This window comes from Flavihumibacter petaseus NBRC 106054, assembly GCF_000974785.1.
GTDB lineage: Bacteria > Bacteroidota > Bacteroidia > Chitinophagales > Chitinophagaceae > Flavihumibacter > Flavihumibacter petaseus.
Map to the genome: position 1 here is coordinate 17,621 of NZ_BBWV01000003.1, position 13,329 is coordinate 30,949.

Below are 13,329 nucleotides of genomic sequence, written 5' to 3' on the forward strand. Positions count from 1 at the left end.
ACTGCCGTTGCCGGTTGTTATACGCTGACCCGGCTTTTGTATATAATTATGACAGTTTGTCCAGCGGCCTGCGGCTGTTTTCCCGTGAGGCGCGAAAGGCTGATGGCGTGGTGCCTGTCACCTTTTTGAATTGCTGGGAGAGGTGCTGAACACTGCTGTAGCCGGTCTGGTCAGCAATTTCACTGAGGCTGAGTTCATCGTACCAGAGCAGTTCCTTTACGCGCTCGATACGTTGCAGGATCAGGTATTTTTCTATAGTGACACCCTCCACTGCGGTGAACAGGGTAGTGAGGGAATGGTAATCCATTTCCAGTTTCTGCTCCAGGTACGCGGACATTTTCAGGTTGTGATCGTCTTCTCCCCGGTGCACCAGCGATACAATCGCATTTTTGATCTTTTCCACTACCTGTGAGCGTTTATCATCCAGCAATTCGAAACCCAGCCCGGAAAGCCTTTGATTCAGTCGCTTTAATTCGGTTTCAGATGGCGTTTTAACCAGTTCCACTTCACCCAGCCGGACCATTTTCCAGGGCAGTTGCTGTGCTTCCAGTTCTTTTTCCACCGTCATGATACAACGATCGCAAACCATGTTCTTGATATATAATTTCATCGGGGGTAGACCTTTCGTGCCAAAGTTCAACAAATTCCGGCACGAAAGGTTGGAATGCTATCTCCCTTTTGTTTCACCGGAATTCTTTTATTTTACGGCTGCACCTGAATGATGATAAAAGCACTCCTCTCGAATCTGAACAAACATGTACAACTCACCGAAGCGGAGATGGCAATCATAGAATCGACCTTTACGTTCAGAAAATTTCGCAGGAAGCAATACATACTCCAGGAAGGAGATATTGCCCGTTACGAAACCTTTATCGTAAAAGGTGTTACACGCACTTATGAAATAAATGCGGCGGGGCAGGAGCATGTGGTTCAGTTTGGTGCGGAAGACTGGTGGGTAGGCGACCTTTACAGCTTTCTTTCTGATACGCCCAGCAACTACAATATTGACTGCCTGGAAGACACCGAGGTGTACCAGATCACCAAAACCAACCTGGAGTTGCTTTATGAGGCTGTTCCAAAGCTGGAAAGACATTTCCGGATCATGATCCAGAATGCCTACATCGCGTTAACGCAGCGGGTGTCGGATACGCTGGCTAAATCCGCTACTGAGCGGTACCAGGCTTTCGTGTTGCGTTACCCGGAGATCGACCAGCGCGTCCCCGATCACCAGATAGCTTCTTATCTCGGTATTACACCGCAAAGTCTTAGCCGGCTGCGGTCTCGCATTCGTTAAAGCATGGAGGGCTCCTGCTTTTGGGAAAACAGGCAATTTGTAAAACTGAGTGAAATTAGCCACCAGACTGCGTTTCGGAAAAACAAACTCGTGGTTTCGTTTATTGCACGGATGCCGGGACAGGCAGGCAAAGCAACCCCAAACTCCAAACTCCAAACATCAAACCCCAAACTTTCAAATCTTCCCGCTTTCATTACCCCAGGATAACGTTATTTCTTATCACTGTTGATTGGAGCAGGGCCATGTGATGAAAGAAATTTGTATCTCTAAAAATGATACAATGAAAAATATCGTGTGTAAAACAGACGCTTCATTGGCACCACTGATTCTCCGGATCTTTCTTGCGTTGGTGATCTTTGCCCATGGCGCCCAGAAATTGCCTGGCTGGTTTGGCGGTTTCGGATTTGAGGGTACAATGAAATGGTTTACAGAAACAGCAGGACTTCCCTGGGTCATCGGTTTTGCAGTTATCCTCATCGAGTTTTTTGGACCGCTTGCGCTGATTGCCGGTTTTGCCGTGCGATTCTGGAGCCTTGCAATAGCTATCGTAATGACGGGCGTTATTTTCACGAATTTTACAGACTATTTCTTTATGAACTGGTTCGGCAACCAGGCTGCAGAAGGTATGGAGTTTTTTTTGCTGGCCATCGGAATGTCGCTATCCCTGATCATCACCGGCGCAGGCAGGTTCTCTGTTGACTTCCTGCGGCAACAAAACAAAATGCCAGGCCGGAATACGTCTCGTTTGTCTACAGGAAGTCCTGCAGCAGCCAGTTCGAGAATATTCCCGGCGGGTTTCCCGGGTCAGTCCTGTGAACGACCGGATCTTCCCGTAAAATAGCGGATCAGCCTGTTGACCGGACCGCGTAAAAGCAGGTAGGGGACGATGGCAAGCAGGAAAGCAACGAGGAGCGATTCGAGTGGATAAAAGCTGGCCTGCGTCTTCTGTTTGAAGATCACGATGAGCTGATAGGTGATATCCAATATGGTTCCGATTACAAATATTTTTCCGACGTCTTTGTAGATCTCCATGCGCATGCCCTTTTTTTCAGCCTTGCTGGCTTTGGCGTACCGCTGCAGGTAAGGTGCAGTACCGGCCTTTGCGTCCCTCATGGCCGCACGTATGGCAAAGATGATCGAAATGGTAGGCTGTAAGAAAAAACGCAAGTTAAGCGGCCCCTCGGTTCTTGCGAGGAGGTTTTCCCAGACGCGTTGCAGGATCTCAAACATAGTACACGGTTTATGTTAGTTAATGAACACCCGGTTACGGTTCGCCGTTACAAACTGGTCTTTGCAGAAAAATTCACCTTTACGGAAAATTGCAGCTTACTGGCAGACGCACTGTAGGCCGACTGGTAATTGTGCCGCTTTCCATATTGATACTCGATACCTGCCATGATATTCGTCCATGGCATAAACCGCAGGTTAACCGATGCATACTGACCTTTACGGAATGCATCGGGAGCCTGGAGGTTGCCGTTGCTTACTGTTTCCTGCGAGTATCCCGCACTGCTGGCCCAATGGCTGTTCCAGTCCATATCGAGATAGGTGAAGAAACCCCATACAGGCTGCGGTATACCTTTAATGTATTGAACCGGGTCACTGGGATTGTGTTCCGGTACAACATCGGCCGGCGCATCGGCAATATGGCTTTCTGAACCCTCACCCTGCACTACCTGAACTTTAAAACGGAACCGTTGCCCAAGCGGCACAACACTACTGAGCGTCCACCCCCAGCCAAATGCCTTTCCGCTTAGATCGGTAGCAGTGTTGCCGGACACATCGTCCCATTGCATCAGTTTGGCCAATACGGCAGCCTGTACATAACCCCACGAAAAGTTCTGCCGGTATTGTGCCAGGAGGTTGGGCATGCGGTAATAGGGCTTTACTTTGTCAAGGGCAATACTGGTCGCATCATTCCCTTCGTCGGCTGTCGCACCGGGTCTTTCGATTGCCAGGTACAGGCGGCGTTTTTCGTTGGATATGGGTATATACCGCACCTGGATATTGAAGTTGTATAACCTCGACATAGGCCCCCAGTAGTCGAGCGTCACAGGAAATACATCCTGGTCCATGAAGATGGATGCCGTCTGGCCAATGAGGAATTTCCCGAGCTGGGCCCAGGCATTGATCAGGTGAAAAGTGGTCTGCCCCTTGTTGACGCCGAATCCCATCAGGTCGAAATTGAAAAGCGTTTTCAGTTCACCGAGTTTTGTTGGCGTGTTGCTGCTGATGCCGAACCGGGTTTGCCGCACGCTGAACCAGATATTGCCGGATGTTCCGAATTCTCCCTTGCGGGAAGGCAGCTTGGTGGGGCGCATCACGTCGAACCAGTCCGGGTCGATGCTGTTGAAATTGTAGCCCATGTCTGACATGATAAATCCCTGGACCTCTATGCTGGTTTTTTTTTCATCGTCACCGTTCTGGCTGAAGGCTGTTGCTGGCAGCAGTAATGCCAGGAAAGCGTACACCAGGTTCCTGTATCGGGTTCGGCAGTTCACGGATACAATTAAAGCCTGGCGATATTTTTCCAGAACTGATCCAGGCTGGGATCGCTGCCAAACAGGGTGGTGAAGATTGTCGAATCGGCCAGCAGAATTTCCCCGACCCTTTCTCCTGACGGCGGCATCCAGAGGAACATATTGAATTCGGTATTGCCAGCTTCAATAAAGGGATGGGGGTGGCTCATATCGATGGGTTGCCTGGCGAGTACTGAGATCAGTTTGCTGTCTTCGGTGGTCACTGCATAGTGCGGCAGGTGCATGTGAAAATTGAAGGTAGTTACGCCATTCAGCCAGCCGCGGCTGTCAAGATCCTTATTGATATTCAGGGGAGCAAGCTGGTTGGTTCCGTTGATTGTTGCCGGCCGTAACCCGTAACGGTTGATCACCGGTACGCCCAGTCCTTTCATCAGCGACCGGGTATACGTGCCAAATCGTTGTTGCCGCGGAACCAACGGATCGCCATGATGTTTGTATTCCATCTGCCTTTCTTTCAGGTCTTCTGAAACGCCCACATCGTGATGCGGACTCAGCACGAGGCAGGTGCCCTCGCGCTTCAGCCAGTTGCTGATGGCATTGATCTCTTCCGGAGAGGCTTCCTGTTCCGTCACCATATGGTCGAGACCGAAAACCATCAGCGTATCGGTGTCGTTTAGGATGCGTTCATCAATGGGAAGTCTTTGTCCCGCCTGGTCAATGCGCTGGAAGATTGAAACCGGATGGCTGGTAACCTCACCCGCCAGTTGCTGAAAACGGACCGTGCCCAGGTGGAACAGTTCCAGTGTACCGGCAATGCCTTGCAGGAACATCTTTTCCGAATATTCAATGGATTCGAAGTTTGGCCAGCCCGCGCGGCGTACTTCAGCCATCGTGGAGAAGCGGTTGTCCAGTTCATTGGTATCACGGTTTGCTTCCCAGGGATAACTCCAGGTCCAGTAAATGCTGATGCGGCGCTTGCCTGGAATATACTTCCTGGGTGACAGGAACTGGTTGTACAGGCGGGGCATCGTTGCGAATGAATTACTCATGATAAAATGACTTGAATGCGTTAGGTGAGCCCGGCCAGGTAACGTAACCCACTGATGCCGGGCAGGAAAAAATAGGCACCACCCCGCACCGTAGTGAAGGCGGGGATATTCTTCAGCTTTTTTTTGATCGGTTTTTTCGGAATGGCGAAATCCAGGGATCCATCCTGTACTCCCGCGAACGGGTCACGTTCGTTCAGTTCTTCGAATGTGGTGTCATTGGCCCATACGGAGATCAGGAACTCAAACTGGCGGCTCAGATCAGCACAACCCGCGAACACGGCAATGCCCCGGTTGGCACCATCTTCCGGCGCATCATCCGGCAGGTAAGGGCCATAGGTTCCGCCTCTCCTGATGATGAGGCGGCGGTTCATAATTCTGGTCACTGAATTGTCGCGGACATTCATCCGGCGGATATGGGCGCCGATGGGACAGGCATATCCGTGCGGGTCCATTTTTTCGTAATCGAAATTATTGTTGCGCTGGTTGTCACCCGCGAGTTCGGGATCATCCTTATGCGGACACAATACCAGTGGCGCCCCGCTTTTCCGCCAGCGGCCCATCATCTTGGCTGCGACCAGTTCCTGCTCTTCTTCTGTTTCACCATTAGCCCTGAGGTAGTCGCGGAAAGCGCCCACATGTTCCTGCATCTTGCGATAGGCCAGGTAGCTGCCGTTCCTGGTGAGCGCGGAAGGTTGGGGAAGCGGCACAGTTTCCCCGGTGTCGTCCGCATAGCCCAGGATAAATTCACCGGCTTTGCTGGGAGGATGGGAGCCCGGTGTTGGTTCAACACCCATCCCTTCGATCACCGGTGTGGTAATGCGGTCACGGTAACCGAAATGTTCGTGTACATAATCGTAGGGTGGTATTGCCTCTATGTGGAGCGTGGAAAGGATCTTCACACCCGGGTTGTTCACCAGGTATGCCTCATGCGCTTTCAGGCAGCGATCCTTTTCCTCACGGTCTTTTGCAAACAGGATGACGACTGCATGCAGGTTATCGCTGGTGATATTGTCTTCCCAATTGTCCGGATGATTGGCGCCGGTATCACCCAGCATCCCGGCACGAGCTGCCATTCCCTGTAAAAAAGGTTCGGAGAAAGTGGCCAGCTCGGTTTCACTGATCCCCAGCTTACGGAGACCATTAGCTGTAAAGGCCATGGACACCCACCGCATATCCGTATCGCTTGCAGCCATAACGGTCTTTGCATTGCCAATGGTGTGCAGCAGGTCGTTGATCCATCTCCTGCCGCTCGCAGCATCGCTGAATGTCATGAAATGATATTCAGCGATGGTCGCATGCGGCCTGGTCAGCAGGTAATGCTGTATGTCTTCCAGTTCAAGCATAGGTAGCTTTTGTGTTATTGCATCTGGTCGAGCATTTCTGAGAATGCAGCTTTCAGGCGCAGGGCTTTTTTTACTTCATCTGCTGATACAAACGGGTATTCGCCATATTCCAGGAAGCTGGGACGCTGGTGTTCGTGAAAGAATTTCGTCACTGCTGGTACATTGGTCTTCCAGTCTTCCGGCCAGCCTTCCAGGTTTACAAATACTGTAGTGATACCGGTGCTGTTGAAAAGGGCGATTGCATCTTCAACATATTTGTCGAAGTCGGTGTCGAAGATACCCTGGTACATGAAATGCAGGCCGGAACCGACGTCAAACAGCACCCAGCGCAGGAAATGCAGTTTGAGGGGTGCAAGTACATCGGGACTGCCTTTAACGGCTTCCTCAATGGTCTTGCCATAATTACGGATGGCTTCTTCCCTGCCTTCGATCACTTTTGCTATGACCGTGAAACCATAGTTGGCGGGTGTCTTGGGCCAGATGGGACCATAACGGCCTTTTTCCAGGCCGTCGCTGCTTTTGGGGATGGCTACCGCTTGCGGGGTTTGCCAGGAATTGTCTGACATGAAATTGATTTTCGTAATGAATGGATAGCAGTACAACTTAGATAATAAAAGAGCAGGCACCTGAAACGGAGGTCGTTTTACGGTTAAGTTGTACCGGATTTTCGGTGAATGATATCTGCTTGCCGCTAACCCTGCTTCGTTCGACGGTAGCTGTCCATTCCTTCGGGTTGCCTTCGGGATTCGTTCGGGATTCAAAGGGGATTCTTCGTTAAATTAACGAATGAATCCCGAACGAATCCCTTTCCTACAGCGGAGGAAAAAATTGTATTTTCAGGCTATGCCACCCATATTTACCTGGCAGGGGAAACAACTGTATGCGATCAAACCGGAGGAAATCGCACTCCTTTGCGCTGAAGGCGACTACACCAAAGTAATCCTCGCGGACAATACATTTTTCCGGGTGAAGAAAACACTCTCTGCTACACTTACAAAGCTGCCCACAGAAATTTTCATCCGGATACATCGCAGTTATGCGGTGTCGATAAATCATATAAAAACGCTGGACAGGCAGCAACTTGCTGTTGGTGAACATTTCATCCCTATCTCCAAACAGTATTTCAATAGTATTGTAGAGAAGCTGAATATCCTGGGTTAACCGTAAACCGGCAGATTTGGGAGCGATTTTTTTCAATGGTTGCCGGGCACGCAGTTGAAACACCTGCCACACTGGAAAGCTCCCTGGTCAATTATTCCGGTTTATTGTCAGATTATTCCTGATTTTATACAGATGATGACAATGGCTTTGCCGATATTTTTTCATTTCTTATTATTTCGGAAATTAAATCAGGATGCCAATCGATTGCGTTCTTGTAAAGGAAAAAGGGCGATATGTACCGATCCCGCTTAGTGTCATTCAGTACATCAGTGTAGAGGATAATTATTGCAAACTGCATGCGGGCCGCTATACGCGCCGCGTTTACATCAACCTTGGTGCCTTGCAGGAGCGGTTGCCGAAAACACTCTTTCTCCGTATTCACCGTAAGTTTCTTGTCAACATCAAACACGTTACTTCAATCAGCAGGAATTCCGTTTCAATTGGCGGCGATCAGCTGCCGGTATCCAGGAACCTCTCACCTCACGTGTTGGTAGTGTTTGCCGGGAATACTATGGTATCGCGCCATTGATCCGTTACATCAGTTGCTATGGTTTGTTTAGACATCAGCCTGGCGAATGCCCCTGGAACACCCAGCAGTTTATCCAGGTGCCCTGTTCCGGAAGGATTGGCTGCAGTCGGATAAAATGCTTCGGCTATCCATAACGGATAGAGTTCCATCAACAGCCGGATAATAGTGATTGCGGCTGCCACCGGCCGGAAAACTTCAGCATCGTTCACATTAAGGAGTAAGCCTTCACAAGCCTGCCCGGCGTAACGGCTCTCGCGCGGCGTATAAGAAACAGGTGTTGTTGCAATACCCGGGACCTGCAATTCAGCAAAAGCTTCCTGCAATTGATGCCGGTTGATCCAGGGCGCGCCGAAACAGCAGAACGGATGTGCTGTACCACGTCCTTCATTGATGTTGATGCCTTCCAATAGTCCTGTTCCGGGATAGAGCAGGGCAGTAGCTGCATTGGTGATTGCCGGAGATGTCGGCCGGAAGGAATAGCTACCAGATGTTGCTGAAAGCCGCTTTTCCCATCCTTCAACGGAAACTACTTCAAGATGTAATGCAGGAAGGCGTGTGGCAGCAAAATACCGGGCAAGTTCTCCCAACGTACAACTATGACGTATGGGGATTGACCAGCGGCCGATAAAGGAACTGCAATGCGTTTCATCCAGCATCGGGCCTTCTGCACAATTCAGATCACCCCCGATGGGATTGGGACGGTCCAGCACGACCAGCATTTTCCCGAACGCGGCACACGCTTCCATCACGTACGTCAGCGTCCAGAGATAGGTGTAAAAACGGCATCCCACATCGGGAATATCAAACAGGATGGCATCAATATCTTCCAGGTCTCTTTCTGTCGGGCAAAGTTTCCCTCCATATAAACTGATGATGGGTAGCCCGGTTTGCTGGTCAGTTTGATCGGGCTGGGTTGCGCCATCAATGCCTGTTGCCGAAAACCCGTGCTCGGGTGAAAACAGTTTGCGGATCCGGAATCCTTCCCCCAGTAAATGCGGTAATGCGGGTACACCGTTTACCGTCATTGCCACGGAATTGGAGACCAGGCCCCAGCGCAGGGTCTTCATGGACCTTAATGCCAGTGGGGCCTGGTCAATTCCGCAAAGAAGTGTATTTTTCGTAGCCATTATTATGGACTATAAAAATACCCGTCTTCTGCTTATAAAAGCAGTTGATCAGTTTCCACCCGGTTTTTCCGTCATCTTTCGCATCACCTCGTCAAGGTTGAAGCTGGCAGGTTTTTGCCTGGGCGGATATTCCCGGAAAGTTGACAGCCATTTCGCTACATATGCGGTAGCACCATACAGCAGGTAGATGTGCTTTGCCTTCCAGTCAGGATACCAGGAAGATTGGGGTCCCCTTTCAAAAGGATCCATATAGAGGTCGTAGATCATGGGCGCTCTCAATTTGGTATAATCCCTGTCCCAGATCGACAGGCCTGTTTCGTATTGCTCGATGAAGGCCAGTTTCCAGCGTCCGTATCGCAGGGCGAACAGGTCGCCATCGTCACTCCAGTACACAAATTCCTTGCGGGGTGATTCTTTGACATCCCCCTTGAGAAAAGGCAGGAGGTTATAACCATCCAGGTGCACTTTAAATGTTTTGCCACCAGCGGCATAGCCGGCAAGGGTCTTGTTCACGACATCGGTTTGTCCGGCAGCGGCACAGAATGTCGGGATAAAGTCCTCGTGCGCACAGATATCATTCACCAGGGTGCCGGGCTTGATCACGCCGGGCCAGCGGATGACCGTGGGTACGCGGTAACCGCCTTCCCAGTTGGTTGCTTTTTCACCCCTGAAAGGTGTGCTGCCGCCATCGGGCCAGCTCATCATCTCGGCGCCATTATCCGTAGTGAACACAACGATAGTATTGTTGCTGATACCAAGGTCATCCAGTTTTTTCAGCAGTTTGCCGACATTGTCATCCAGTTCCGTCATGCCGTCGCCCTGGAGGCCGAACCCGGTTTTGCCTTCATAGGCGGGGCTCAGGTGGGTGAAGATGTGCATACGGGTGGAATTGAAATAGCAGAAGAAAGGCTTGTCGGTTTTGGATTGCCGGTCCATAAAATCAAGTGCGGCATCGGTGAATTCGGTGTCGATTGTCTCCATCCGCTTTTTGGTAAGGGGGCCGGTATCTTCAATTTTTTGTTTACCGATCTTGCCAAACGGTCCCTGTACGGTCGCATCATCAACTGTAGTCGCCTTACAACGGAGTACACCCCTGGGGCCGAATAGTTTTTTGTAATTGGGGTCTTTGGGGTAATCCGGATCTTCCGGTTCTTCTTCGGCATTCAGGTGATAGAGGTTGCCGAAGAATTCATCGAACCCATGTACTGTGGGCAGGAATTCATTTTTATCTCCCAGGTGATTCTTGCCGAACTGGCCGGTGGAGTAACCCAGGGCTTTTAGAAATTCTGCAATGGAAGGGTCTTTGGCGCTCAGGCCGACATCTGCCCCAGGCATGCCCACCTTTGTGAGGCCGGTGCGGATCGGGGATTGGCCGGTAATAAATGCCGCGCGGCCGGCAGTGCAGCTTTGCTGTGCGTACCAGCTGGTGAACATGGCCCCTTCACTCGCGATGCGGTCGATATTGGGTGTTCTGAAGCCCATCATGCCCCGGTTGAAACAACTGGGGTTAAACCAGCCGATATCGTCCCCCATAATCACGAGGATATTGGGTTTTTTCTGGCCGAAACCGGAGATGGCAACCAGCAACAGCAGCAAAGTCACCCAGCCTGCCTTTTGCCGGTTAAAGTGTAGCGTTGTCATGTTGGTTCTGATTTTGAACAGGACAAGCCTCACCAGTTCAAACAACCATTTCCGGGAAGATTTTTTATTAAATGCGGTAACATAAAAAGAACCCCCTGAGGCGCAGGGGGTTGCAAAAATATTCCGGTACAATTAAAACAGTTTCTCCTGTGGGGGCTTGGCGCCGGCGAGGCGGATATATACGGTCGCCTGGCCGCGATGGTGGGTCTGGTGTTCAAATGCTTTGGCAATAGCCTGACCTTTGGTCATATCAAAACGGCCAAACATTTTGATCTGTTCGCCCATTTGCGCAGGGTTCATTTTTTTGATGCTGCTGATCATGAAATCATAACTGTCCATCACCAGTTTGGTCACATTGGCTTTGGATTTGTCCGTAGCCTTTTCAGATCCGCCGGGTTCCACGGGACTTTTTTCACCGGTTGCTGAAGACCCGAACGCATAGTTGGCGTCTGCAAGGTGCAGCATCTGGTCGGCGAAGGAACGCATTTCCGGCGTTGGTTTCAGTGAATATTTGTCGTCCGGCATGGCATCCAGGTATTCCTTTGTAAAGGCTTTTGCCCTTTCCCATTCCTTTACCCAATCATCAACCGTTACCTGGCTCTGGCAAAAAGGAGACAATGTCACCAGCAATAGCAATGACAGCAAAAAATGTTTGCGTTTCATGTTTGGTTTATTTTGGATAACAGAAGGTACGAAAAAAAGGAATTCAGACTTTCAGTGCGCCGCGAAAACCCCGCGCTGCATAATAGGACTCGGCACCGTTATGATAGGTAAATACATGGTTGTAACGGCGGTCGCAGAACAGGGCACCACCCAGTTTACGGATGGCCTCCGGCGTTTGCACCCAGCTGGAAGTTTTGGTGTCGAAATTTCCCAGGGACTGCAGGTAACGGTATTCTTCTTCGCTAAGCATGGCAATCCCCATTTCTTCGGCCAGTGCCAGGGCTGCATTTTCGGGCTTATGTTCTTTCCGTGATTCAAGCGCCGCGATGTCAAAACAAATACTTCTGCGGCCTTTGGGACTTTCGGCTGCGCAATCATAGAAAAGGATCTCTCCTGTTTTTTTGTCCTGCCCCACCACGTCTGGTTCACCACCACTGGCTTCCATCTGTTCCAGCGACCAGAGTTTTTCCGGCTGTGCCTCCAGTTTAGCCAGAACGGTGCTCCAGCTGATGCCCGGATGACGTTTGGGATTTTTCTCAAACCTTGCTTTAAGCGTACTGAGCAATTCAGCCTGTGCTGCTGGAGACAATTTCTTTTTGGATATGATATTCTTACTCATGATGAATAGGTTGACATTATTTAAATGGTGCTACTCAAACCTGCCTTCGCTAAAGCTACTGCTTGCGCTAAAGCTTCAGCAGTCGAGTACAGCAGGCGAAGCCTAACTTCAAACCACAAACCACAGACCTCAAACTCCAAGCGTACTCACTTCCACCTTCCTGTCAGCCGGCCGGAAATACCAGGAGAGACAAGTAAGCACCAGTAACAGCAGGGAAGGGAAAATGTCTTTTACCGGGTTCCCAATAGCGATATGCGAAAAGATGGCTCCTGTAGTGAGGAAGAAAAATCCTGCGTAAGCCCATTCCTTGAGCAGCGGAAAACGGGGCAACAACAATGCTACAACTCCCAGGAGTTTCCAGATACCCAGGATGGTCAGCAGGTAAAGCGGGTAACCAAGCAAACCGATACCGTCGGCACCGGGTGGGGCTACCGAACCTTCCTGGTTCATTTTGAACAGTTGTACGATGCCTGTTGCAACCATTCCCAGGCTGAGCCATAATGTGGCAATCCAATAGATGATTTTGTTTCGTTTGTTCATGGTAGTTATTTTAAAGCGTTTACGACTTCCTGGAGGCGGTCATGCGCCTTGTTCATGCCTGCGGCAAAGGGCAGTTTCAGCATCCTGTTCCTGTCTTCCGCGGAGCGATACACGATCTGCATGGTGAGTTTGCTGGTATCATCAGAAAGGGCTTCAAAATCGAGAAACTCCAGCTGTACCGGGAAACCGGTGTTTTCCATTTCAAACGTGCGGGTAATGCGTTTCTCCGGGGTGAATTCATGAATGGTTCCGTTGGCCCTGAATACCACATTGCCCTGGGGGTCTTTGGTTTCGAACTGCCAGCCGCCATGGGCCCTGTTGTCAAGCTTCAATACTTTGGTGGTCATCCACTGCTCGACGATCTCCGCTTCGGAATAGGCCCTGAAGAGGAGTTCTAAAGGCAGGTCAAATTCCCGCGTGATCACGATATCCTGCCTGCCTTCTTCAGCCTTGAGTTTTGTCTTTCTTTCCATGTCCGGCTATTTTTTGGTTTTGTATTTTTTCATGATGGACTCGAGTTTGTTGAACCGGTCGTCCCAAAGATTGCGGAACGGCTCCAGGAAGTCTGCGATCTCTTTCATCTTGTTCGGGTTAAGGTGATAATAGATTTCCCGCCCCTGCTGCTCCTGTTCCAGTAATTCGCATTCTGTCAGGATCTGAAGGTGTTTGGACACTGTTGGCCGGGCGGTATCAAAATTTGCGGCGATTGCACCGGCTGTCATGGCGTGTGATGCCACCAGCAACAGGATCGCCCTCCGGGTAGGGTCTGCAATAGCCTGGAAGACATCTCTTCGTAAATTCATAATGTAGCTATTTGACTACAAATGTATGTGTAGTTATTTAACTACGCAAAAAAATCTTGAAAGCTAACCTGAGCGCCTCA

At 50.3% G+C, this 13,329-nt stretch carries 17 protein-coding genes; 4 read left to right on the plus strand and 13 right to left on the minus strand.

Features of this window, described 5'->3' with window-relative positions:
* Window positions 1-46 precede the first annotated feature (46 nt).
* A complete protein-coding gene (locus FPE01S_RS15360) occupies window positions 47-610 on the minus strand; it encodes a helix-turn-helix domain-containing protein (RefSeq protein WP_046369968.1) in 564 nt (187 codons plus the stop codon).
* Between the two features lie 108 nt (window positions 611-718).
* Here FPE01S_RS15360 and FPE01S_RS15365 point away from each other — a divergent pair, with 108 nt between their 5' ends.
* Window positions 719-1,294, plus strand: coding sequence for a Crp/Fnr family transcriptional regulator (locus FPE01S_RS15365; protein ID WP_046369969.1), 576 nt, complete (start codon window positions 719-721; stop codon window positions 1,292-1,294).
* Between the two features lie 280 nt (window positions 1,295-1,574).
* Window positions 1,575-2,135 (plus strand): DoxX family protein, encoded by a 561-nt coding sequence (locus FPE01S_RS15375; RefSeq protein WP_072054003.1) that lies wholly within the window; start codon window positions 1,575-1,577, stop codon window positions 2,133-2,135.
* Here FPE01S_RS15375 and FPE01S_RS15380 read toward each other — a convergent pair.
* From FPE01S_RS15380 to FPE01S_RS15400, 5 genes are read right to left on the minus strand one after another with little or no spacing between them, the layout of a single operon-like run.
* Window positions 2,099-2,524, minus strand: coding sequence for a hypothetical protein (locus FPE01S_RS15380; protein ID WP_046369971.1), 426 nt, complete (start codon window positions 2,522-2,524; stop codon window positions 2,099-2,101). The genes FPE01S_RS15375 and FPE01S_RS15380 overlap by 37 nt on opposite strands.
* A gap of 47 nt (window positions 2,525-2,571) precedes the next feature.
* Window positions 2,572-3,795 carry a DcaP family trimeric outer membrane transporter gene (locus FPE01S_RS15385; protein ID WP_052955874.1) on the minus strand — a complete coding sequence of 408 codons (1,224 nt, stop codon included), beginning with the start codon at window positions 3,793-3,795 and terminating at the stop codon, window positions 2,572-2,574.
* 8 nt (window positions 3,796-3,803) lie between these two features.
* The gene (locus tag FPE01S_RS15390) at window positions 3,804-4,823 is read right to left on the minus strand and encodes a hypothetical protein (protein WP_046369972.1); all 1,020 of its coding nucleotides are present in this window, start codon (window positions 4,821-4,823) and stop codon (window positions 3,804-3,806) included.
* Between the two features lie 20 nt (window positions 4,824-4,843).
* Window positions 4,844-6,166, minus strand: a complete 1,323-nt coding sequence (locus FPE01S_RS15395; RefSeq protein WP_046369973.1) for a Dyp-type peroxidase — start codon at window positions 6,164-6,166, stop codon at window positions 4,844-4,846.
* 14 nt (window positions 6,167-6,180) lie between these two features.
* Window positions 6,181-6,732, minus strand: a complete 552-nt coding sequence (locus FPE01S_RS15400) for a hypothetical protein (protein WP_046370630.1) — start codon at window positions 6,730-6,732, stop codon at window positions 6,181-6,183.
* Window positions 6,733-7,009: 277 nt separating this feature from the next.
* On the opposite strand from FPE01S_RS15400, the gene FPE01S_RS15405 reads away from it, so the two are divergent.
* Together FPE01S_RS15405 and FPE01S_RS25510 are read left to right on the plus strand one after the other, a co-directional pair.
* A complete protein-coding gene (locus tag FPE01S_RS15405; protein WP_169749178.1) occupies window positions 7,010-7,327 on the plus strand; it encodes a LytR/AlgR family response regulator transcription factor in 318 nt (105 codons plus the stop codon).
* A gap of 193 nt (window positions 7,328-7,520) precedes the next feature.
* Entirely contained in the window at window positions 7,521-7,856 is a 336-nt protein-coding gene (locus FPE01S_RS25510) for a LytR/AlgR family response regulator transcription factor (protein ID WP_072054004.1), read from the plus strand.
* Here the strand turns inward: FPE01S_RS25510 and FPE01S_RS15415 are convergent.
* The 7 genes from FPE01S_RS15415 to FPE01S_RS15445 all read right to left on the minus strand — a co-directional run bounded on the left by FPE01S_RS15415 (window position 7,808) and on the right by FPE01S_RS15445 (window position 13,249).
* Window positions 7,808-8,983 (minus strand): exo-beta-N-acetylmuramidase NamZ family protein, encoded by a 1,176-nt coding sequence (locus tag FPE01S_RS15415; protein WP_052955877.1) that lies wholly within the window; start codon window positions 8,981-8,983, stop codon window positions 7,808-7,810. The genes FPE01S_RS25510 and FPE01S_RS15415 overlap by 49 nt on opposite strands.
* A 48-nt stretch (window positions 8,984-9,031) precedes the next feature.
* On the minus strand, window positions 9,032-10,624 hold the full coding sequence (locus FPE01S_RS15420) for an arylsulfatase (protein WP_046370632.1): 1,593 nt from the start codon (window positions 10,622-10,624) through the stop codon (window positions 9,032-9,034).
* Window positions 10,625-10,756: 132 nt separating this feature from the next.
* Entirely contained in the window at window positions 10,757-11,287 is a 531-nt protein-coding gene (locus FPE01S_RS15425) for a DinB family protein (RefSeq protein ID WP_046369976.1), read from the minus strand.
* Window positions 11,288-11,330: 43 nt separating this feature from the next.
* Window positions 11,331-11,906 carry a DUF4256 domain-containing protein gene (locus tag FPE01S_RS15430; RefSeq protein ID WP_046369977.1) on the minus strand — a complete coding sequence of 192 codons (576 nt, stop codon included), beginning with the start codon at window positions 11,904-11,906 and terminating at the stop codon, window positions 11,331-11,333.
* Between the two features lie 129 nt (window positions 11,907-12,035).
* On the minus strand, window positions 12,036-12,446 hold the full coding sequence (locus tag FPE01S_RS15435) for a DoxX family protein (protein WP_046369978.1): 411 nt from the start codon (window positions 12,444-12,446) through the stop codon (window positions 12,036-12,038).
* Between the two features lie 5 nt (window positions 12,447-12,451).
* A complete protein-coding gene (locus tag FPE01S_RS15440; protein ID WP_046369979.1) occupies window positions 12,452-12,919 on the minus strand; it encodes an SRPBCC domain-containing protein in 468 nt (155 codons plus the stop codon).
* A 6-nt stretch (window positions 12,920-12,925) separates the two neighbouring features.
* Window positions 12,926-13,249: an ArsR/SmtB family transcription factor gene (locus tag FPE01S_RS15445; protein WP_046369980.1), complete on the minus strand. Its 324-nt coding sequence runs from the start codon at window positions 13,247-13,249 to the stop codon at window positions 12,926-12,928.
* Between the last annotated feature and the right edge of the window lie 80 nt (window positions 13,250-13,329).

What these genes read in the sequence shown, in the direction of transcription:
- FPE01S_RS15360 (WP_046369968.1), bottom strand. Translation starts at nt 610, where the DNA reads ATGAAATTATATATCAAGAACATGGTTTGCGATCGTTGTATCATGACG.
- FPE01S_RS15365 (WP_046369969.1), top strand. Translation starts at nt 719, where the DNA reads ATGATGATAAAAGCACTCCTCTCGAATCTGAACAAACATGTACAACTC.
- FPE01S_RS15375 (WP_072054003.1), top strand. Translation starts at nt 1,575, where the DNA reads ATGAAAAATATCGTGTGTAAAACAGACGCTTCATTGGCACCACTGATT.
- FPE01S_RS15380 (WP_046369971.1), bottom strand. Translation starts at nt 2,524, where the DNA reads ATGTTTGAGATCCTGCAACGCGTCTGGGAAAACCTCCTCGCAAGAACC.
- FPE01S_RS15390 (WP_046369972.1), bottom strand. Translation starts at nt 4,823, where the DNA reads ATGAGTAATTCATTCGCAACGATGCCCCGCCTGTACAACCAGTTCCTG.
- FPE01S_RS15395 (WP_046369973.1), bottom strand. Translation starts at nt 6,166, where the DNA reads ATGCTTGAACTGGAAGACATACAGCATTACCTGCTGACCAGGCCGCAT.
- FPE01S_RS15400 (WP_046370630.1), bottom strand. Translation starts at nt 6,732, where the DNA reads ATGTCAGACAATTCCTGGCAAACCCCGCAAGCGGTAGCCATCCCCAAA.
- FPE01S_RS15405 (WP_169749178.1), top strand. Translation starts at nt 7,010, where the DNA reads ATGCCACCCATATTTACCTGGCAGGGGAAACAACTGTATGCGATCAAA.
- FPE01S_RS25510 (WP_072054004.1), top strand. Translation starts at nt 7,521, where the DNA reads ATGCCAATCGATTGCGTTCTTGTAAAGGAAAAAGGGCGATATGTACCG.
- FPE01S_RS15415 (WP_052955877.1), bottom strand. Translation starts at nt 8,983, where the DNA reads ATGGCTACGAAAAATACACTTCTTTGCGGAATTGACCAGGCCCCACTG.
- FPE01S_RS15420 (WP_046370632.1), bottom strand. Translation starts at nt 10,624, where the DNA reads ATGACAACGCTACACTTTAACCGGCAAAAGGCAGGCTGGGTGACTTTG.
- FPE01S_RS15425 (WP_046369976.1), bottom strand. Translation starts at nt 11,287, where the DNA reads ATGAAACGCAAACATTTTTTGCTGTCATTGCTATTGCTGGTGACATTG.
- FPE01S_RS15430 (WP_046369977.1), bottom strand. Translation starts at nt 11,906, where the DNA reads ATGAGTAAGAATATCATATCCAAAAAGAAATTGTCTCCAGCAGCACAG.
- FPE01S_RS15435 (WP_046369978.1), bottom strand. Translation starts at nt 12,446, where the DNA reads ATGAACAAACGAAACAAAATCATCTATTGGATTGCCACATTATGGCTC.
- FPE01S_RS15440 (WP_046369979.1), bottom strand. Translation starts at nt 12,919, where the DNA reads ATGGAAAGAAAGACAAAACTCAAGGCTGAAGAAGGCAGGCAGGATATC.
- FPE01S_RS15445 (WP_046369980.1), bottom strand. Translation starts at nt 13,249, where the DNA reads ATGAATTTACGAAGAGATGTCTTCCAGGCTATTGCAGACCCTACCCGG.